This is a genomic window from Collinsella aerofaciens (assembly GCF_015548375.1).
Lineage (GTDB): Bacteria > Actinomycetota > Coriobacteriia > Coriobacteriales > Coriobacteriaceae > Collinsella > Collinsella aerofaciens_AB.
On sequence record NZ_JADMWW010000001.1, the window covers coordinates 165,025 to 185,719 of the forward strand.

Below are 20,695 nucleotides of genomic sequence, written 5' to 3' on the forward strand. Positions count from 1 at the left end.
GGTATCAACCGAATCCACCCAAAGGAGAGATAGCAAATGAGCAACGCAGCCGAGATGGATGCACAGGAGATTATCAACTACATCGCCACCGCGCCCAAAAAGACGCCCGTCAAGCTGTACGTGCGCGAGAAGCCGGGCATGAAGGTTGCCTGGGGCGACGCACATGTCTACGGCGGTCGTCGTGGCAAGACCGTCTTTGGTGACTGGGATGAGCTTAAGGCCATCCTGGACGCCAACGCCGATTCTATCGATTACTACGACGTTGAAAACGATTGCCGCAACTCCGCCGTGCCCATGCTCGACCTTAAGGGCATCAACGCCCGCATCGAGCCGGGCGCGATCATCCGCGACCGCGTCGAGATTGGCGACCGTGCCGTCATCATGATGGGCGCCATCATCAACATCGGCTCCGTCATTGGCGAAGGCTCCATGATCGATATGGGCGCCGTGCTGGGTGGCCGCGCCACCGTGGGTAAGAACTGCCACATCGGCGCCGGCACCGTATTGGCGGGCGTCGTGGAGCCCGCAAGCGCCACGCCCGTCATCATCGAGGACGATGTCATGATCGGCGCCAACGCCGTGGTCTTGGAGGGCGTGCGCGTGGGCAAGGGCGCCGTCGTGGCTGCCGGTGCCGTGTGCGTCGAGGACGTCCCCGCCGGCGCCGTCGTGGCCGGCGTTCCCGCCCGCGTCATCAAGATGCGCGACGAGAAGACCGACAGCAAGACCGGCCTGGAAGAGGGCCTGCGCCAGCTGTAGAAGTTACGCGGTTTTCACCAAACCGCGTAACTAGTCGACGCTGCAAACGCCCCAGAGCGGCAATCTGGCGTTCAATCGTCGGGCATGACCAAAAGGTCAATGCCCTCCTCTTTCACGTCACCTTGCTCGCTCTGGGGCGTTTTCGCTGACGCATGCCCAACCTGCGGCGCAATGTCAGCAACCAAGCCGAAAACATAAAAGGCCGAAGTCCCGAAGGGCTTCGGCCTTTGCTTTCTCGCTGTAGGCGCAACGCAACTTATCGATTCTCGATGCTACCGATATTTTTGAGCTCGATGGAAATGAGGCCGTTGGGCTCGTTGACGAACTCAATGTACTCGGAGTTCGAACCCATCTCGGCCGGGAAGCTGATCTCGATGCCCGTGTCGGTACGGATCTTGTGGTTGCGCACGGCCGCGCGTTCGACCTGCTTGCGCTCCACGGGCACACGCTCAGGCACCTTCTCCTCAGTCAGTGCCGCGCGCACGCTCTCCTTGATAACCGGCTCGTCCTCAAAGACCTCATCGACGATATCCCAAGGCGGCAGTTCCTCGTCATCCTCAACTTTCTCGGCAACAGCAGCCTTAACCTTGGCGAGTGCTACAGCCGTGTTGGCACCGTGCTCCTCGGCGACTTCCTCGACCACACGCGTCACGGTGTCGATGACCTCCTTGCCCGATACCCCCGTGTCGCACTGCAGCAGGCCATCGGGAATGAGCATGCGATCCTCGCCGGCAATCTTGCGCTTCTTATCCACATAGCCGATCTCCATGGTGCTTGCACGCACGATTGCATAGCTCGGCACCTTTTGCGAGGGATTCGGCAGAATGGCGTAGTGGCGCGCAATGTCGTTGCGCACCTCGCCCTCTTCGCGACCCACCTCGTGCATAAAAGCCTGCTTGGAGCCCAGCAGCATCACGGCAAACCAGCGGGCATCCTCATCGTCATCAAAGTCCGCCACAAGCACGTCAGTGGACTCGGCTTTCTCGGCCTTGGTAAGTTCGGAAGAGATGAACTCCGCAATCTGCTGAGACAGATCCACGAACTCACGCTCACCAAAGAAATAGCCCTTGAGCTCGCCGCCGAATGCGGAGTTCTCGGCAAACGTGGCACGCTTGTTATCAGCCGAGGTACGAGCGCGCCGCAGGTGCGTGGTTACGAAATTACGCACGGTGCGGCTCTCGATATCGAGCTCGCGCTGGCTCATAACGTTGACGGCAGAGTCAAAGTCCAGGATATGCAGAATCGCGTGATTGATTTTCATATACGGCATTCCGTTCTAGATCGATTTCGGCACGAACCAGTATAGCGGTCGATCCCGCCCCAGGCGCATCGAAGATTGGTGCATCGGGGACAGGTTGCTTTGCACCAATGGTTAGCGCAGGAGCTCGGACTGCCAAGCCTCGAGCTGTTCTGCCAAGCTCTTGCCGGCAGCGGGCATGTCGATCTGGGGACGTTTGGGCAGAAGCGCACACTTAAGAATCGCAACGATAGTCTGCGAGACAAAGCGTCGCGTATCCTTGTCAAAGCCTTGCGCAGCCTGGAGCATCACGGGCAGGCTCTCGCGCAGATTCCCAGCGATATCCGCAAACCGCTCAGCACCCGTAGCCTCAAGCACGGAGAACAACGCATCTACAAAACGCTCGCGCTCGTTAGGCGACACTGCAAGCAGCATCTCGCGAATGGAACCATCAACGTATCGAGCACCGGCGGACAGGCGCTCACAGTACACGAAGTCGCGACCATCAACCACCCAGCTAAAGGGATTGTGTTGCAGCAGGCTGAACTCGGTGCTCTCAACGATGGCATAGTCCTCCTGTGTCTCGAACATCATGCCAAAGATCGACGACCGAGGTAGCGTCTTGTCGATTCGACCGGATAGGTCGGCGAAGGCGTTGCCGCTCAGAAACTCCTCGACGAAGCCCGGACCATCATGGGAATACGCCCGTTCGATTCGCTCACGGGCGACATCGGGGCACATCGCCGCACCGTACACCGCAAGGTTTCCACCCTTGGAATGACCTCCGCACAAAAGCGGCCCGTCAATCGCATCCGCCGCCTCGTCTACATAACGCGCCGCGGATTCCTGGGCCGGCACAGGACACCGGAACGCCATGTTAAAGTCCTCTTTCCAGCCCACAATCGTGCTGTCGGTCCCCCGGAAGGCAAGATAGCTAAACCCCGCCGGAAATCGGAACGTCATGGCCGCAAACTGCTCCGTTGTCTCGGCATCACTCACGCTACGATAGCCGCAAACACGAACGCCACGGTAGCGAGGGCTTGCTGCCACAGCCTCCAACAGGGCACGACTCCCCTCCGGATCCCACAGGTCGCCAATCATGTCTTGGTAGCACTCGGCGCGCAGCAGCTCGCGTACGTCTAGGCCCTGCCAGTTCGTCAGCTCCGCCATATCACCCGGCAAACGCAAATAGGACAACCACGCAAAGACCAGGCTATCCACCGCGCAGAACGGCCGTTCCTCAAACGGATCAAACGCCGTCTGGGCATAGGTCAAAAAATTAGGCGAATCCGACATGGCCCTCCCATCAACTATGGTGCATTGGGGTGGTGCAAAGTAACCTGACCCCCCCTCGCACTAAAAAGGCGCCCGGACCGTGTGGCCCGGACGCCTTTCATTGTAGCCTGTTGCCCAAACGAGCCGAATTTAGCAGGAGAAGTCGACGCTGTCGATGATGTCCTTGAGGGCCTTGGCGGAGGCGGTGAGCTCATGCTGCTCGTCATCGTTCAGCGGCACGGGGACGCGGCAGACGACGCCGTCGCGGCCAACGACCGTCGGCATGGAGATGGCCAGATCGGACAGGCCATACTCGCCCACCATGAGCGAGGAAACGGGCAGAACGGTCTGCTCATCACGCATAACAGCGGTGCAGATGCGCTTAACGGCCATGGCGACGCCGTAGTAGGTGGCGTGCTTCTTCTCGATGATGGTGTAGGCGGAGTTCTTAACGTCCTCGGCGATGCGCTTCTCGGCAGCCTCATGCTCCAGGTGGCCGTGAAGCTCGCAGAAGGTGTTCAGCGGCACGCCGGCAACCTGGGCGCTGGACCAAGCGACAAACTCGGAGTCGCCGTGCTCACCCATGACATAGGCCTGAACGTCGCGCGGGTCAACCTCGACGTGGGCACCAAGCATCTGCTGCAGACGGCCAGTGTCGAGCACGGTGCCGGAGCCGATGACATGGCCCTCGGGCAGGCCGGACATCTTGATGGCAGCATAGGTCAGAACATCAACCGGGTTGGAGACGATTAGCAGAATGCCGTCGAAGCCGGACTTCTTAATCTCGGGGATAATGGACTTAAAGATGTTGACGTTCTTGTTGACCAGGTCCAGGCGGGTCTCACCGGGCTTCTGGGCAGCGCCAGCGGTGACGACGATCATGGCGGCGTCGGCGACATCGGAATAATCGCCGGCGTAGATCTTCATCGGCTCGGCAAACGTCATGCCGTGCGCGATATCCAGAGCCTCACCCTCGGCGCGGTTCTTGTCCACGTCGATGAGGACCATCTCGGAGAACAGACCGCTCTGCATCAGAGCGAACGCCGAAGACGAACCGACGAAACCGCAACCGACAATAGCGACCTTCTTCTCGTTAACCATTAGAAACTCCCATCTCTCTCCACAAACAAGCCGCCCGGGAACGACCCGAGCGGCTTGCCGTAATCCCAATACATCCAATCGGGACTTTGATTATGCTCCTATTCGCAGCCAAAAATCGACCGTTTACCGAAATTGTTTGCAGAATTCGTAAAATAACTGCACGAAATCGGTTTCGAGCTATTGACGAGTCGAAATAGGTTTCTAATACAGGCCCGCCTCGCGAATGGCCTCGACAGCCAAAGCGATCTGATCGGGCGGCAGGACCAGTGCCATACGCACGTGCCCCTCGCCCGAAGGGCCAAAGCTCGCGCCCGGCGTCACCACAACGCCGGCCTTCTCCATAAGCTCCTCGCAAAACGCCATGGAATCGGTGCGACCACCGGGAAGCTTGGCCCACACAAACATAGAGCCATGCGCGTTGGGACGCTCCCAGCCCAGGTCCTCAAGACCGTCGCACAGGGCATCGCGGCGTTCCTGGTACTTCAGACGCTGCGCCTCGACCTCATCGCGCGGGCCATTAAGGCACGCGATGGCGGCCTTCTGAATCGGGAAGAACATACCAAAGTCGATCTGGCTGCGCAGCTTGGCAAAGGCAGAGACCACATCCTCGCGACCGACCAAAAAGCCGATGCGGGCACCGGTGACGTTAAACGACTTGGAAAGCGAGAAGAACTCCACGCCCACCTCAAGCGCACCGGGATACTGCAAGAAGCTGCCGCCCGGCTCGCCGTCGAACACGATGTCGGAGTATGCGTTGTCATGGACGATGAGCAGGTCGTGCTCGCGGGCAAAAGCGATGATCTCCTCGTAGATCTCGGGCGTGCCCACCGAGCCCACCGGGTTGGCGGGCAGCGACACGATCATGTACTTGGCACGATCGGCCACCTCGGGATCGATGCCTTCCACATAGGGCAGGTAATTATGCTCGGCAACCAGCGGATAGTACTCGAGCTTGGCATCGGCAATCTTGGCACCCGCCTCAAAGACCGGGTAGCACGGATCGGGAACCAGAATGGTGTCACCCGGATCGAGCAGGGCCAGGCCCAAATGGCCCACGCCCTCCTGCGTGCCGTTGCACGACTGCACCATAGACGGCGTAATGCCCGAAACGCCAAAGCGACGCTCATAGTAATCGCACACGGCTTGCTTGAGTTCGGGCAGGTCGCGCAGGGCATACTTCCACATCTCGGGATCTTGGGCTGCCTGCGTGAGCGCCTCGACCACGTGGTCGTACGGCTTAAAGTCGGGCGTGCCCACGCTCATGTTGTAAATGGTCTTGCCCTGAGCCTTCAGCGCGAGAAGCTTGTTGTTGAGCGAGGCGAAGACCTCCGCGCCAAAGCGGTCGAGACGCTGCGATGCCTGCATGGTGCCACCTTTCGATATAAAAAACGCGGCGCTCCGACAAGAGCGCCGCGCGATACGGGCCATCAGATTGCAAAAGTGTAACGCTTGCAACCCCCGTATTGGTTCAATTTAGCCAACCTTAGTCAACTGGATTGAGCGCGTCGATCTGCGCAAGCCACAGACACGAGCTAGCGTCACTCGGCATACGCCAATCGCCGCGCGGGCTGAGCGTCACCGATCCCACCTTGGGACCATCGGGCAGGCAGCTGCGCTTAAACTGCTGGGCAAAGAAGCGGCGGTAGAACGTACGTAGCCACGTGTGGACGGTCTTGACATCGTAGACGCCCTCAAAGCTCTTGAGCGCCATGTGGTAGATCTTGCCCGGCTCAAAGCCAAAACGTAGCAGGTAGTAGAGGAAGTAGTCGTGCAGCTCGTACGGGCCCACCAAATCCTCGGTCCTCTGTGCAATCTCGCCATCGCCCGTGGGCGGCAGAAGCTCGGGGGACACCGGCGTATCGAGGATATCGAGCAAGACCTCGGCAATACGCCCGCCAAAGACATCGGCGGCATAGCGCACCAGATGGCGCACAAGCGTCTTGGGCACGCTCGCGTTGACGGCGTACATGCTCATGTGGTCGCCGTTATAGGTAGCCCAGCCGAGCGCCAGCTCCGACAGGTCGCCCGTGCCAATGACAAAACCGCCAGCCTGGTTGGCCAGATCCATCAGGATCTGCGTACGCTCGCGGGCCTGGCTGTTCTCGTAGGTCACGTCCTGCACGGCCGGATCATGCTCGATATCCTTAAAGTGCTGTTCCACGGCAGCATGGATTGAGACCTCGCGGAAGCTCACACCCAAGTCACGAGCGAGCGACTCGGCATTGGACTTAGTGCGGTGCGTCGTGCCAAAACCGGGCATGGAAACCGCCGTGATACCCGTGCGCGGCAGCCCCAGCGCATCGAAGGCACGCACGGTCACAAGCAGCGCTAGCGTGGAGTCCAAGCCGCCCGAAAGGCCGATGACCGCAGCCTTGGTACCTGTGTGGGCGAGGCGGGTCTTGAGGCCCGCAGTCTGTAGATCAAGGATCGTCTCGCAGCGCTCGGCCAAGTCGCCGTGGTCGGCCGGCACAAAGGGCGCGCGCGGGAAGACACGGTCGATGTCGCAGGCATCGCGCAGGACAGGTTCGTCCGTCAGCACGCCCTCAAACGAAAATTCAACGGTCGTGGCCTCCGGCGCATCGTCCGCGCGCGTCCACGTCGTCGAGCGGCGGCGCTCGGCAACCAGACGGTCAAGATCGACATCGGCCACCGCCATATCGCAGGTAAGAAGCTTCGTGGCGGCGAGCTTAGATCCGTTTTCGTAGACGAGGTTCTCGCCCGCAAAGACCATGTCGGTCGTGGACTCGCCCTCGCTCGCATCTGCATAGGCATAGGCACAGTACAGGCGCGCGCTCTGGTTGGATATGAGGCTGCGTCGGTAATCTGCCTTGCCGATAATCTCGTCCGAGGCCGACGGGTTGAGGATCACCGTCGCACCGGCAAGCGCCATCTCGGTCGAAGGGGGCGCCGCCACCCACAGGTCCTCGCAGACCTCAATACCGAGCACCAAATCCTCGGCACCCTCGTCACAGCAGCGGTAGACAAGCTCCGAACCCAGCGGAACCGGACCCTGACCGGCAAACTCGACCCACACGGGATCTGCGGGCGCCGGAGCAAACCAGCGGCGCTCGTAGAACTCGCCATAGTTGGGCAGATACTTCTTGGCCGTGAGGCCCAAAAGCTCGCCCGCGCAGCACACGGCGGCGCAGTTGTAGATATTCTCGGCAACTGCAACGGGAAGACCGATGGTAAAGACAATCGGAAGCTCACGAGTCTCATCGAGGATATGCACCAAAGCAGCCTCGCAGGCATGCAGCAGCGTGCGGTTATGGAACAGATCGGCCGCGGTATAGCCAGTCAGATTAAGCTCGGGCAGCACCAGCGCGCGAACGCCGCGCTCAACAGCCGCGCGAACAGCCGCTAACGCAACCTCGGCATTGCCCTCGACATCGACCACGCGAATCTGCGGCGACGCCGCCGCCACACGCAAAAAGCCATCAGACTGAGAAAGGTGAAGATTCATAAGAATGCTCCCGTGCGTAGACGCCATTCACAACAATTAGCAAGCCCTATTGTAGTTCAACCGCCGGGTGTAACCGCATCCCACCAACTTGGTGAGCTATTGATGAGTTGATGGTATCTGTTAAACGTCACGCACGATTCACATCTGGTGGGTACCCTGAGGGCTACACGAAACGAAGCAGATTTACACCGGGAGGACCCCGTATGACAACCAAGTACACCGACGCGCCGCGCACGCGCGTCATGACGCCGGCATCGCTCAACAACGGCGTGCACGAGAACCATTCCATCGGACAGACCATGGCCATCGCGCCCAAAAAGGGCCTGTTCGACGACATTTCCATTCCCCAGATCATCGCCGGCGCCGCAGCTGCCGCCACGAGCGTCGCGCTTGCCTCCAAGATTGGTATCGCTGGTTCAGTAATTGGTGCCGCCGTGAGCTCGGTTATCACCGTTGTGTCCTCGCAGGTCTACCGCCACTTTATCTCTGCCAGCGCCGAAGCCCTCAAAGGTACGCACGCCGCCGTCGACTACCCCGCCGGCGCCTATGAGCCCGTTGAGTTTAATGCCGAGGAGCACCTGGGCGGCGCCGCGACTACGCAGGAGATGCGCCAGATTGCGGGGCGCGCGACCACGGCGCGCGTTGCTCCCGACAGCCTGCGCGCCAAGGCGGCGGCAGAGCGCAGCCAGACGCAAAAGAAGGTCATCGTCTTCTCGATCGCCATCGCCATTGTCGCGGTCATCGCCTGCGCCGGCGCCATCCTTATCACCACCGCCGGTGAGGGTCTGGGCGAGCGCCCCGAGCCGATTCTGTCGTCGCGCACGACGGAGAGTGATGCAAATGGCAACACCCAGTCGCAAGACCAGCAGGCACAGACGGACGGCACGCAGGACAGTTCCACCTCTGCCGATTCGTCCTCGAACACCCAAAACCAATCGCAGGGCACCGATTCCTCTACGTCCAACAGTGGCACGCCGTCCGGCACGACCGACTCAAGCCAAACGACTGACGGTTCGCAGCCGAACACGGGCGGCCAGACGAGCGACACCACATCGGGAACGGGCACAGCAGACAGCAACAACAGCAATTCGAGTGGCACCACATCGGGCACGACATCTGACAGTTCAAGCCAAGGCACGACATCGGGCAACTAGGCGCTGCATCCCCAGATAGGCAACCTGTACAACGGGCGCGAATCGATAGCGGTTCGCGCCCGTTTGCCTTGGGTGCCGCCATGGCGAACGCTATGCGATGGTAAGATGCTTTACGTGTGTAAAGAGGAGATTTGCCATGAGCAAGACAATAGTTAGGCCCACGCTATCGCTGGGCAACCACATCTATCTGTATCGCCTGCTGCGCGATGCGATTGGGTGCGGCAAGCAAACGTTTATGACGCAGGTCGAGGAGGCACTCGCCGCTGGCGACATGGCCGCTTATGACCTGGGCTTCGAGTCCACGCGCGAGCTGCTCGAGGAGCTCGATGACTGCATTAAGCTGACCGTCTTTAAGGGCGGTCGCCTGTATGCCACCGTCATCGCCAACGAGGCATGGGATGCCGCCCTTGCCAAGGGCGAGGACAAGCCCAAGGCTGCCAAGGGTGCCAAGCAGTCCTACAAAAAGAAAAAACGCGGCGAGAAGGACCTCAAGGCCGTGCGTCCCAAGCACGTTAAGCGCTCCGAGCCCGAGCCCGTGGCCGAAGTCGCTCCGGAGCCCGAGCCCGAGGCAGAGATCGAAGTCGCTATTGAGGTAACGGCAGAAGCCGAAACCGAAATCGCCGCCACGACCGACCCCGAAGTCATATCCGAGCAGGAAGCCACTGCCGAGCTCAACGAGGCTCCCAAGTCGACAACCGAAGAAGCCGCTGACCAGCCCGAGACGTCTGCGTTCCAAAACAGCGATGTCTTTGGCGACGAGGCCGAGGACAATCAGCCCGACGAGCCCGACGAGCAAGGCGCTACTGAGTCGACGCCGGAGCCCGAGACGCCGCAGCCCGCCATCTCGCTCACGGTCGTCTATGACCCCGAGAACGCCAACGCCGGCATCACCACCATGGCATCCACGCCCATCGAGGCAAAGTCGAGCGTCGAGAACGAGAACGCAACGCAGGTTAAGGTTGAAACCGCAGCTGTAGACGCGCCCGTCACCGAGGAGCCCGCAGATTCCACGATCAAGCCGGAAGCGACGCCGGAGCCCGCACCCTTCATCGAATCCGTGCCCGCCTCTGCTTGCGACCGAATTCCCTCACCGGCACCGGCTTCGGTACCCGTAGCGGCCCCAACCCCCGCACCCGTAGCGCCCGCCATCCCCGAGGACTTCCCCATCGATTTCGCAACCGAAGTCTTCTGCCCCGGTCCGCTTCTGCACCAGTTGTCGACCTATCTCCCCTACGGCGACGGCGCCCTCGGCATTGTCGGCGAGTACTACTGGATCGCCCGCGAGCGCGGTACCATCGAGGCCGCGCGAAACCGCGCAATCTTCCCCCTGCGCTACACGCAGGCCGGCGAGCGCCACGAAGTCACCGTGCGCATCCGCCGCAACACCACCGGCGGTCTCGGAGCCGCCTGGGCCATCGACAAAGTCGAAGAACCCGAGCAGTAACGACAAACGGCTCAAATCCAAACCCGGATTTGAGCCGTTTTTATTAGCATTCATCGATGTTTCGTGACCAACAGCGAGCGGGCCGCAAGTGCCCCAGGTTGCCGTGAAAGAGGAGCGACGCGTACTTCGGTACGCGAGCGACGGTTTGAACGGCAAGATGGGGTGCTTGCGGCCCGCGCAGCGTCGAGCAGTTACGCGGTTTGGTAAAACCGCGTAACAAATTAGTCACGCGTCAGCTTGCGGTGGATACGATGCGGCTGGGCTGCGTCCTCGCCCAGGCGCTCGATACGGTTGGCCTGATAGGCCTCGAAGTTGCCCTCAAACCAATACCAGTTGCCCGGGTTCTCGTCGGTGCCCTCCCACGCCAGGATGTGCGTGGCAACGCGGTCCAGGAACATACGGTCGTGGCTAATGACCACCGAGCAGCCCGGGAACTCGAGCAGCGCCGCCTCGAGCGAGGACAGCGTCTCGACGTCGAGGTCGTTCGTGGGCTCGTCGAGGAGCAGCAGGTTGCCGCCCTGCTTGAGCGTAAGCGCCAAGTTCAGACGGTTACGCTCGCCGCCGGAGAGCACGCCGGCGCGCTTCTGCTGGTCCTGGCCCTTAAAGCCAAAGCTCGCCACGTACGCGCGGCTGGGGACCTCGGTCTCGCCGACCATCATGTGGTCCAGGCCATCCGAGACGACCTCCCACAGGTTCTTATCGGGGTCGATGCCGGAACGGTTCTGATCGACATAGGAGATCTTGACGGTCTCGCCCACCTCGAGCTCGCCCGAAGTCAGCGGCTCCAGACCCACAATCGTCTTGAACAGCGTGGTCTTACCGACGCCGTTGGGGCCGATGACGCCCACGATGCCGTTGCGCGGCAGGGTGAACGAAAGGTCGTCGATGAGCACGCGGCCATCGAACTCCTTGTGCAGATGATGGGCCTCGAGAACCTTGTTGCCCAGACGCGGCCCGACGGGAATGCGGATATCGGTCCAGTCGAGCTTCTGGCTTGCGCGCGCCTCGGCCTCCATCTCCTCATAGCGAGCCAGACGGGCCTTGTTCTTGGCCTGGCGAGCCTTGGGCGAGCTGCGTACCCACTCGAGCTCAGCCTCCATGCGCTTGGCGAGCTTGGCGTCGCGGTTGCCCTGTGCCTCGATACGCGCGGCCTTGGTCTCCAGATACGTGGAGTAGTTGCCCTTGTAGGGATAGAGGTGGCCGCGGTCGACCTCGCAGATCCACTCGGCAACGTTATCCAGGAAGTAGCGATCGTGTGTGACGGCAAGCACCGCGCCCTGGTAGTTGTGCAGGAAGTGCTCGAGCCACAGGATCGACTCGGCGTCCAGGTGGTTGGTGGGCTCGTCGAGCAGCAGCAGGTCGGGAGCCTCGAGCAGCAGCTTGCACAGGGCCACGCGACGGCGCTCGCCGCCGGAGAGCACGTTGACCGGCATGTCGGAATCGGGCAGCTGCAGGGCGTCCATGGCCTGGCCGAGCTTGGAATCGATATCCCAGCCGTCGGCGGCGTCAATCTCGTCCTGGAGCTTTCCCATCTCGGCCATGAGGGCGTCCATGTCGCAGTCCGGATCGCACATCTCCTCGCCGATCTTGTTGAAGCGATCGACCTTGGCGATCATGTCGCCAAACGCCATGCGCACGTTCTCGATGACGGTCTTGTCGTCGTCGAGCGGCGGCTCCTGCTGCAGGATGCCCACGGTGTAGCCGGGGGTGAGCTTGGCATCACCGTTGGAGACCTCCTCGATGCCGGCCATGATCTTGAGCAGGGTCGACTTGCCCATACCGTTGGGGCCCACGACGCCGATCTTGGCACCGGGGTAGAAGCTCAGGGTCACGTCGTCAAGGATTACCTTGTCGCCATGGGCCTTGCGAGCCTGATACATCTGATAAATGAACTCCGCCACAGTCATTTCTCCTTATCTAGCTGCGGAAATCTTCTCCCCCTCTCCGTTTTGGAAAAAGCGGAGAGGCAGTCCACGCGTTCTAATAAAAAGGGGCATGGTTGCCCACACCCCCTAATACTACCTGGGAAAAGTCCCCCGGAACATACTATGAACTGCGTACGCTAGTTTTCCGCAACCTTAGCGAACGGCCCGCTGCGATTTGCGCCACAGCAGATACGAGTAGACGTAGACGGCTCCGACCGAACCAAACGCCAGAACCGCAATCACCGCGGCGACGACTTCACTCGAAAGCACGCTGCCTGCCACGCCCATCGCAATCAGGCCAATACCCAGCACCATAAAGCAGGCGCCGCCAAAACGCTGCGTACGGCGCCAGTTCTCGGGATCGGCAAGCGCCCAGGGTGTCTTGATACCGAGCGTATGGTTCTGCTTCACACGCGGCAAGTAGTTGCCTACGCCGATGAACAGCAAACCGACAACACCGGAAATCAGCACGTTAACCGAACCGACCGCCGGCACCACGCCCCAGACCGTAAGCTCTCCCAGCCAGCTTATCGCGCACATGAACAAGGTGAAGGCGATTACGAAGCCCTGGTAGAACTTGCCCGAGGTTCGATATGCCTCACCTTTGGGGTCGATGCGCGGCACCACACAGAACATTGCGAGAAGCGCCAGAGGCAGCACGCCGAGCGCGGAGGCCATCCAGCTAGGACCCCAACCGTCGACGGCGCCGTTCGCGCCCCAGTGCGTGGGAATCTGCGCCGGCAAGCTCGGCATCACCATGAGGTGCGCTACGACATTGGCGACGCACAGAGCGACCAGCGCAATCCACACGCGCGACGATACCCCCGTGGGGTGAATGCCCTTGTTTTCGTTATTCATCCTTATCACCTTCCGTGTTTGTAAAGCCCATAAACCAGCCAATTAAATCCTGCATGACGGTGGTGTTTAAGCTGTATACGATGTTTTGGCCATGGCGCTCATCGGTCACCAACCCGGCGTTTTTGAGCGTCGCCAAGTGATGGCTCAGTGACGGCTTACTGATGTCAAAATGCTCGGCAAGCTCTCCGGCCGTACAATTGCCCTCGTGCAGTAGTTCCAAAATGCGCCGCCGCGTAGGATCGTCAAGCGCCTTAAAACCCTCTCCCGGCATAAGACCTCCTCTCATCATCTCTCATGACGCGCACACTATACTCGATATTTAGATGTTTGTCTAACTATCTAATCTTGTACTCAAAAAAAATAGCCGCCTCCGCGTAATGCGAAGACGGCCACTTCTCACGCTACAAACGTGTTTTAGAGTTGGCCAACCCGCTGCAACGGGTGCCATCTGCTTCAATCTTATGCGAACCCCGATCCCATTTCAACAAGCCCAAGGGCTCAAATGGAATCGCGATAACACCTATAATGGCGATAGCTAAAACACGATTCGCTTCCCCATCGGAGGATGTCTATGACCGAAACCGCTGCCGCTCTCGTCGAGACACGCGACACCAAGCTCGAGATCATCATGGGCCGCGAGGCACTCGATAAGCTCGCCGATGCTACGGTGTTGGTGCTCGGCTGCGGAGGCGTGGGCTCCAACTGCTGCGAGGCACTCGCCCGCGGCGGCATTGGTCATTTCGTCATTCTGGACAAGGACATCGTCGCGCCCAGCAATATCAATCGCCAGGCTATCGCCTTTCACAGCACCATCGGCAAGCGCAAGGTCGATGTTATGGAAGCCATGATCCACGACATCAATCCCACCGCCACCGTTATCAAACGCACCGAATACCTGCTGAGCGACAACATCGACGAGTTCTTCGCGAGCGTTTTGGAGCAGACGGACGGCAAGCTCGACTACGTCGTCGACGCCATCGACACCATCTCGGCCAAGCTCACCATTGCCAAATATGCTCAGGACCACGACATTCGTTTGGTTAGCTCCATGGGCGGGGCCAACAAGCTCCATCCCGAGTGCCTCCGCTTTGCCGACATTTTCGATACGGTACGTGACCCCATGAGCCGCATCATGCGCAAAGAATGTAAGAAGCGCGGAATCAAGAGTCTGCACGTGCTGTTTAGCTGCGAGGAATCGGTTAAGACCCAACCCCGCGACCCGTCCAACATCCACGAGCGTACCGAGTTGGGTACCGCTAGTTTTATGCCGCCCATCATGGGTCAGATGATTGCCGGCGAGGTTATCCGCCAGATCAGTGGACGCGGCACCGAGCGTGTGCGCGCCGACGGCCAACGCCTGGACTAGCGGAGTGCGCCGAGATGGAGCCCCGGTTATTTGATGCACACTGCCATCTTGATTTGATGGCTCACCCGGACGCCGTTGCCGATGAGGCGACGGCACTGGGCTTGGGCCTATTTGATTGCGGCGTCGATCCACGTGACTTTTCGGCCGCAAACGAGCGCGCCCATCGCCAACCAAGCATCATCGCCGGCATTGGGCTTCACCCCTGGTGGCTTGCCGACGGTCGCTGCGGTCCTGCCGAAATCAATCTGCTTTGCGAAGTTGCAGCCCAAGAGCGCTACATCGGCGAGGTGGGACTCGACTTTTCTGCGCGCTTTGCCGGAAGCGAGCCGCTGCAAACACAGGCACTTGACCGGCTCTGCGAGGCTCTCGCGCAACATCCTCTTACCGGGCGTGTGATATCAATTCACGACGTTCGTTCGGCAGGAGCCGTACTGGACGTCCTCGAATCGCATGGACTACTCATCCCAAACCCCGACTCCCCCGCTATCATCTTCCACTGGTTTAGCGGTACTTCGGACGAACTCGTCCGCGCGCGTAATGCGGGCTGTTATTTTTCCGTGAACGAGCGGATGCTCGCCACCAAGCGCGGTCGCGAATACGCCCGACAGATCCCACTCGATCGTTTACTGCTCGAGACCGATGCGCCGGCGGAGGCAAACACCGAAACAAGCGCACAGTCGCTTATCAGATCGCTCACATGGACCTCAGAACGCATCGTCTCACTCAAAAACCGCGACGCAGAGTGCATCGAGTCGGCAGTTTTAGCAAATGCGCACTCTGTTTTTGACCTTCGCTAGCCCCGGTGGGCAAAAAATGCCAAATATGAGTACTGTTGCAAATCCAGTCACATTATTTTACGGCAAAATAGTGCCTTGATAATGTACAGCTATCCATTATCAAGGCACTTTAAGGTGGTTAAAGTCATTTTTAGCAGGTTTTAATCACTCGCAGACACCCAACTAGGCCCTCAATAGCTTAATTTCGCTGTTACTAAATTAGTGACAGTACTCATATTTAGCATTATTTGTCCATGGAGTCCCGGGGGGCGACAATTCGACTCCCCGGGACTGCTCACCTATTCGGAAATCGGCACTCCATGGCCCCAGGAGCCTTCCATGCCGCATACGGTCGAAGCAAACCCCGCCGCAAAGTCGAGTGCACGCTCGATGGCCTCGGCACCATCCTCGCCACGCTTGACGGAATCGAGATAACACATCAGGAACGAAGTCAGGAATGAGTCGCCCGCACCCATGGTGTCCTTCATATCCGTTACCGGCTTAGCCAGTTGGCGGTAATAACGATCGCCATCATAGGCAATGCAGCCCTCAGCGCCAGCCGTTGCCGATACGAAACGCGGACCTAGGCTCCTCACCCATGCCAGACGCTCGCGAATCTCATCCTCACTCGCGGCGTCTGCCGCGCTAAAGAACGCGAAGTCAACGTAGGGAGCAATCTGCTCGTAGTACTCGTCGGTCGAATCGTCCGAGAAGTCAAACGAAACCGTGATGCCCGCGGCCTTCAACTTGGGAAGTTCACGCTCGGTAAAGCAATAGTTGCCCGAGTGGACTACGTCGAACTGCTTCACGTACGCAAGGTCAAAGCGATCGAGCACATAGCGCGCATCACCACGGATGCCGCCCTCATTGGAGCCAAGGAAAACACGGTCGCCGTTAACGACGGTCACGCGTGCCGCACCGTTCTCGCCGATGAGCTGCTTGCACTTGGCAAGCTCAACGTCCTCATCCTCAAGACTCGCAATCACATGCTCAGCAGCAGCGTCATTACCAAGGATGCCCATATACGCGGAGCGCGCGGCGCCGCACTTCTTGGCATACACGGCAAAGTTCACCGCATTGCCACCCGGATACATTGTGTGGATATGCTCGTAGCAGTCGACGACGTTGTCGCCAAACCCCAGTGCGCTCACGTTAAATGCCATGACGCCGCCTCTCTCTTATGCCAACGGAACCACTGTTGTGACAGCAGTACCGCCCAGAATCTACGCGAGTTCCAGCAGCTCCGGCAGCTGGTCGATAATCTTGTCCGCGGCATCCTGGCTAAAGCCAAAGCGCTCCTCGCGCTTGGCAATAACCGTCAGGCCGGCTCGCTTACCCGCGGTAATGCCCGGAACGGAATCCTCAACGCAGCAGCAGCGATTCGCGGGCAGCCCCAGCAGGTCTAGCGCATGCAGGTAGATGTCGGGCTCGGGTTTACTCTCCTTAAACTGCTCGCCGCTCACCACATACTCAAAGGCATCCGACAGCCCGCATGCGTTGAGCACTTCCTCGATGCTAACCATGGGAGACGAGCTGGCAAGCGCCACGCGAACGCCACGGCGCGGCAGCTCTCGAATCGTATCCACGGCGCCTGGGTTAATCAAAGCCTGATAGTCGCGCGGACGCTCATGCGCCCACTCGTCCCAACGGGCCAACGCTTCCTCGCCAGTGAAGTGCCCCTTACCGGCGCGCTCAAACCAATCGACCAGCATATGCAGGAAGAACTGATGCGAGGTACCGACCTGCCCATTCAACTCCTCTTGAGTCAGATTAAGCCCAAGCTCCTTGGCAAACGCGGCAGTCTCGCCCAGGTAGTAATACTCGGTATCGACAATGACGCCGTCCATGTCAAAGATAACGGCGTCGAACGGAAATGCGGACACGGCACCCTCCCTAACAAAAGGGCGCCTGCAAGCAGGCGCCCAAACCATGCATTATCGGCGATTCTAACCCAGCAGCTTATCCAGCGCCATTGCAATACCATCTTCGTTGTTATCGGCGGTCACCATCTGGGCCACAGCCTTAACCTCATCGACGGCGTTACCCATGGCAACACCGGTGCCGGCCCACTCAATCATGGACTTGTCGTTCTGGCCGTCGCCAAACGATACGACCTCGCTGGCATCGATGCCGAGTTTGGGCAGGGCACCCTCGAGCGCACGGGCTTTGTCGATACCGTGCGCCGTGTACTCAAAGTACCAGTCGGCCGTAAACATGCCCGAAAGCGTCTGCTTAAAGGGCGCATACATCTCCTCGTAATGCGCCTGCAGGTAGGCCGGATCGCCCGCCGTCAGCAGCTTGTCCACGGGATAAGCATCAGCGACCTCATGCAGGCTCTCGACCTCGCGGATCTTAAGATCGCACGCATCGCGCTCGTATTTGACGATGTTTTTCTGCGAGCCGTCAGGCAGCGTGATCATGCAGCGGTACGAGTCCTCGACGTGCAAATCGCGACCGAGCGAAATCATAGGGATCACGTCAAAATTACGCAGGTGATCAATCAGGCGATGCAATTCGTCGGCAGGCATAGCCTGATCGAACAGCACCTCGTCGGTCTGGGCATCGACGACGTGTGCGCCGTTAAAGGCAACTAGCAGACCGTCATGGTTTTGGAGGTCGAGCTCCTGCGCCAAGGCGTGGAGCCCCCATGCGGGACGGCCCGAAGCCAAAATGAGCTTAATGCCCGACTCCTGCGCCGCGAGCAGCTTCTCGCGCGTACGCGGGCTAATCACTTTCTGATCGTTGGTGAGCGTACCGTCGATATCCATCGCGATGGCTTTGATTGCCATATATGCCTCCCTGTCATTGAACAACCTTGTCTGAGCCATCATACAGAACACCCATCGCGACTCCGTTTACAACGGGCAAAAAGTCATATTGTCTCGAACATGAACGGCGTGTGGTCGTGAAGCTTTATCGTTCAGGTCAAATACGTCTGCTAGCGACGCTCATCCGTCGGTGCGCCCTCGACGATCGCGATGCCCGCCGATGCACCTAACGCGCTGGCGCCGGCCTCGATGAATGCGCAAGCCTCTTCGTAATTATGGATACCGCCCGCCGCCTTGATTGCCACGGCATCGCCGAGCACCTCGTGCATCAGCCGCACGTCCTCGAGCTTAGCACCGCCAAAGCTTCTGCCAGTCGATGTCTTAAGGAATCCCGGCTTGGCCTCCAGCGCGATCTCGCATACACGGCGCTTGGCGGCGTCGTCGCCGTCCAGTTTGCACATCTCGACGATCACCTTGTCAGTGATGCCATGCGCGCGACAAAAATCAGCAATGGTAGTCATCTCGCGCTCGATGGCATCAAAATCGCGGTTCTCAACCGACTCCTGATTCAAAACGTAGTCAATCTCGGTAAAGCCACACGCAGCGTATTCCTCAAACCTCGCAAGCTTCTCCTCAAGCGTCATAGTGCCCTGGGGAAAGTCGATAGCGCCGGCAAGGATGATGTCAGAGTCCTCGAGCATGGCGCGGCCCGTCTCGTACTCCTGCAGGTTCGCAAATACGCAGCGAAAGTTGTACTTTAACGCCTTCTCGACATATTGCTCAAACGTGTCCTCGGGGGCATCGATATAGTCGATGTATTTGTTGATGGATTTGGTAAGCGTCATGCTGGGCCTCCTTGTTCAGGACTGACAACCGATTCGTGGTTTCACGCGAAAAACCACGTTCAATGTACGCCCGGCATGCAAGGACAGCGTCCGCATTCCGACAAGTGGTATGAAATTAGCTGTAAACGTATATTTACAGACAGTGAATGGCACCGCACGCGGATGCCGACAGCAAGACATCCCCCCCCTCAATACACCCTCATGCCCATTTAAATAGCAAGGGGCCCGTATCTGTTGGGATACGGGCCCCTTTCGGCCATGACCTATCTCAGCAGCAAAGACCACTTGCGGTGAGCGCGGTAGAACTCGATCGCACCATCTTATCCGAGCCGGGGCACGTTCGCATAGCGTGGCGCGTGACGGTTGCAAAACCACCCCATTTGAAACAAAGGCAAAAAAGTACTTGCAAAGACGCGTTCCGACATATAAGTTGATAAAAGACCGCCGTTGCGGTTTTAAGTAGATCGAGCATATGAAGTTTCAGTTTTTAGCGTGTAAGAGAAAGAAGATCGGCAAAGTACAGCCCCAAACGCAATGACAACTTAATGAGGTAACTGCCACATGTGAGGCACCCGGGGCATTGCTGTCTCGATTTTGAGCACGATGCCTTCCGCCTTGCATGGGCCGTTCCATCCCGCCCCTGCAGCAACTGCCTCACGGGCTCATTGAAAACCGCATAGCACCCCAACGTCAGCACATCACCCACGGCAAGCACATCACTCACGACAACCAACACATCAACAAACAGCACGAACATCAACCGATTGGAGAAGCTATGACAAACCACCACGCTGAAGACGGCGATAAGAAAAGCATTCTGGATACCCGCATTGAGCGAGCATATGCAAACGAATATGACGCCGCCTTTGCCGCCGCGACCATCAAGAACTACGCGTCGCTACCGCTCGCGACGATCTTGGCCGACCACCCTCAACTGCTGAAGCGCTGCACAAAGATCATGGGCGACCCCGACATTCGCAAGCTGACAGACCCCTATGCCCCAAAACGCGACAACGATTCGTACGTTCTTACCGTAGGCTGCCTAGCCCATATGCTTACGGCGCTTGACACGAAACTCAAGCTCGAATGGGAACCCGACGAGCGTCATGAACTCGAAAGCAAGCGGAACACCCTGCGCACCGCACTGTTCCTTCCGTTGGACGGCCTCAAGCGCTGCAACGTCGAGCTCAATACACAGGCGCGGCAAAAGCCCGGAACCACGGGGCAGAAAACTCCAAGACCCCATGCGGCCATCGTCGACCGCAACCGATATAACCGCATGACCGCGCATTTTTCTGCCGAGGGAACAGCCATAAGGACGCTAATCGACCTGCTGTGCCTCCTGAGCATCAACGAGCTATTTGAGGGCTATCTCGCCCTTGTTCCCGCGACGGCACCCAAGTCGGTAGCAAAGATCATCGAGACCTGCAGACGCCAGTTTGAGCGCCATCGCAATGGCAGCGAGATGAACGCCAGCATCGCGCAGTACTACGCGGCTCATTACAAAAATGACGGATGTGCCCCTGTCGAGCATCAGCTGCGGCTCGCCTACACCACGCCCGCCGCAACGCTCTATCGCTTTGGAGCCCTTGGCGCTTGCGAGCCGCACGAACAGGCAGTCTGCCCCACAACCGAGCTCGATCTCAGGCTCGGACGAACCCTGTAGCCCGCCAGCCCCTCCGCGGGCAACAATCCTATTCCACAACACAACCAACAGAAAGGAGTCC

Annotated in this window: 18 protein-coding genes; 6 read left to right on the top strand and 12 right to left on the bottom strand. The window is 59.2% G+C overall.

The window, feature by feature from the left end; genetic code table 11:
- Positions 1–36: 36 nt before the first annotated feature.
- On the top strand, positions 37–756 hold the full coding sequence (gene dapD, locus I1969_RS00740) for a 2,3,4,5-tetrahydropyridine-2,6-dicarboxylate N-acetyltransferase (RefSeq protein WP_082437754.1): 720 nt from the start codon (positions 37–39) through the stop codon (positions 754–756).
- 256 nt (positions 757–1,012) lie between these two features.
- Here the strand turns inward: dapD and I1969_RS00745 are convergent, their stop codons facing one another.
- The 5 genes from I1969_RS00745 to I1969_RS00765 form a co-directional block, all read right to left on the bottom strand.
- Positions 1,013–2,017 carry a nucleoid-associated protein gene (locus tag I1969_RS00745; protein ID WP_022094136.1) on the bottom strand — a complete coding sequence of 335 codons (1,005 nt, stop codon included), beginning with the start codon at positions 2,015–2,017 and terminating at the stop codon, positions 1,013–1,015.
- Positions 2,018–2,128: 111 nt separating this feature from the next.
- Positions 2,129–3,289: a DUF2974 domain-containing protein gene (locus I1969_RS00750; RefSeq protein ID WP_006234342.1), complete on the bottom strand. Its 1,161-nt coding sequence runs from the start codon at positions 3,287–3,289 to the stop codon at positions 2,129–2,131.
- 129 nt (positions 3,290–3,418) lie between these two features.
- Complete coding sequence (locus tag I1969_RS00755; RefSeq protein ID WP_006234343.1) at positions 3,419–4,369, bottom strand: L-lactate dehydrogenase; 951 nt, start codon at positions 4,367–4,369, stop codon at positions 3,419–3,421.
- A 201-nt stretch (positions 4,370–4,570) separates the two neighbouring features.
- Positions 4,571–5,734: a pyridoxal phosphate-dependent aminotransferase gene (locus I1969_RS00760; protein WP_195232095.1), complete on the bottom strand. Its 1,164-nt coding sequence runs from the start codon at positions 5,732–5,734 to the stop codon at positions 4,571–4,573.
- 118 nt (positions 5,735–5,852) lie between these two features.
- Positions 5,853–7,832 (bottom strand): NAD(+) synthase, encoded by a 1,980-nt coding sequence (locus tag I1969_RS00765; protein WP_229028175.1) that lies wholly within the window; start codon positions 7,830–7,832, stop codon positions 5,853–5,855.
- A gap of 203 nt (positions 7,833–8,035) precedes the next feature.
- On the opposite strand from I1969_RS00765, the gene I1969_RS00770 reads away from it, so the two are divergent.
- Both I1969_RS00770 and I1969_RS00775 read left to right on the top strand, forming a co-directional pair.
- On the top strand, positions 8,036–8,986 hold the full coding sequence (locus I1969_RS00770) for a hypothetical protein (RefSeq protein ID WP_195232097.1): 951 nt from the start codon (positions 8,036–8,038) through the stop codon (positions 8,984–8,986).
- A gap of 136 nt (positions 8,987–9,122) precedes the next feature.
- Positions 9,123–10,430, top strand: coding sequence for a hypothetical protein (locus I1969_RS00775; RefSeq protein WP_195232098.1), 1,308 nt, complete (start codon positions 9,123–9,125; stop codon positions 10,428–10,430).
- Positions 10,431–10,651: 221 nt separating this feature from the next.
- Here I1969_RS00775 and ettA read toward each other — a convergent pair whose 3' ends face one another.
- The 3 genes from ettA to I1969_RS00790 form a co-directional block, all read right to left on the bottom strand.
- Positions 10,652–12,331: an energy-dependent translational throttle protein EttA gene (ettA, locus tag I1969_RS00780; RefSeq protein WP_117763769.1), complete on the bottom strand. Its 1,680-nt coding sequence runs from the start codon at positions 12,329–12,331 to the stop codon at positions 10,652–10,654.
- 177 nt (positions 12,332–12,508) lie between these two features.
- Positions 12,509–13,213: an SdpI family protein gene (locus I1969_RS00785; RefSeq protein ID WP_195232099.1), complete on the bottom strand. Its 705-nt coding sequence runs from the start codon at positions 13,211–13,213 to the stop codon at positions 12,509–12,511.
- The gene (locus tag I1969_RS00790; protein WP_195232100.1) at positions 13,206–13,484 is read right to left on the bottom strand and encodes an autorepressor SdpR family transcription factor; all 279 of its coding nucleotides are present in this window, start codon (positions 13,482–13,484) and stop codon (positions 13,206–13,208) included. Before I1969_RS00790 ends, I1969_RS00785 begins: the two co-directional genes overlap by 8 nt.
- Before the next feature lie 300 nt (positions 13,485–13,784).
- Between I1969_RS00790 and I1969_RS00795 the strand changes: the two genes are divergently transcribed.
- Complete coding sequence (locus tag I1969_RS00795) at positions 13,785–14,579, top strand: tRNA threonylcarbamoyladenosine dehydratase (RefSeq protein WP_117794489.1); 795 nt, start codon at positions 13,785–13,787, stop codon at positions 14,577–14,579.
- 14 nt (positions 14,580–14,593) lie between these two features.
- Positions 14,594–15,376, top strand: coding sequence for a TatD family hydrolase (locus tag I1969_RS00800; protein WP_195232101.1), 783 nt, complete (start codon positions 14,594–14,596; stop codon positions 15,374–15,376).
- 278 nt (positions 15,377–15,654) lie between these two features.
- Here the strand turns inward: I1969_RS00800 and I1969_RS00805 are convergent, their stop codons facing one another.
- From I1969_RS00805 to deoC, 4 genes are all read right to left on the bottom strand, one after another.
- Positions 15,655–16,518 carry a PfkB family carbohydrate kinase gene (locus I1969_RS00805; RefSeq protein ID WP_195232102.1) on the bottom strand — a complete coding sequence of 288 codons (864 nt, stop codon included), beginning with the start codon at positions 16,516–16,518 and terminating at the stop codon, positions 15,655–15,657.
- A gap of 60 nt (positions 16,519–16,578) precedes the next feature.
- Positions 16,579–17,238 (bottom strand): HAD family hydrolase, encoded by a 660-nt coding sequence (locus tag I1969_RS00810; protein WP_324248642.1) that lies wholly within the window; start codon positions 17,236–17,238, stop codon positions 16,579–16,581.
- Positions 17,239–17,301: 63 nt separating this feature from the next.
- The gene (locus tag I1969_RS00815; protein WP_195232104.1) at positions 17,302–18,144 is read right to left on the bottom strand and encodes a Cof-type HAD-IIB family hydrolase; all 843 of its coding nucleotides are present in this window, start codon (positions 18,142–18,144) and stop codon (positions 17,302–17,304) included.
- A gap of 149 nt (positions 18,145–18,293) precedes the next feature.
- Complete coding sequence (gene deoC / locus I1969_RS00820; protein WP_195232105.1) at positions 18,294–18,968, bottom strand: deoxyribose-phosphate aldolase; 675 nt, start codon at positions 18,966–18,968, stop codon at positions 18,294–18,296.
- Between the two features lie 775 nt (positions 18,969–19,743).
- Between deoC and I1969_RS00825 the strand changes: the two genes are divergently transcribed.
- Entirely contained in the window at positions 19,744–20,634 is an 891-nt protein-coding gene (locus I1969_RS00825; protein ID WP_195232106.1) for a hypothetical protein, read from the top strand.
- Positions 20,635–20,695: the final 61 nt, after the last annotated feature.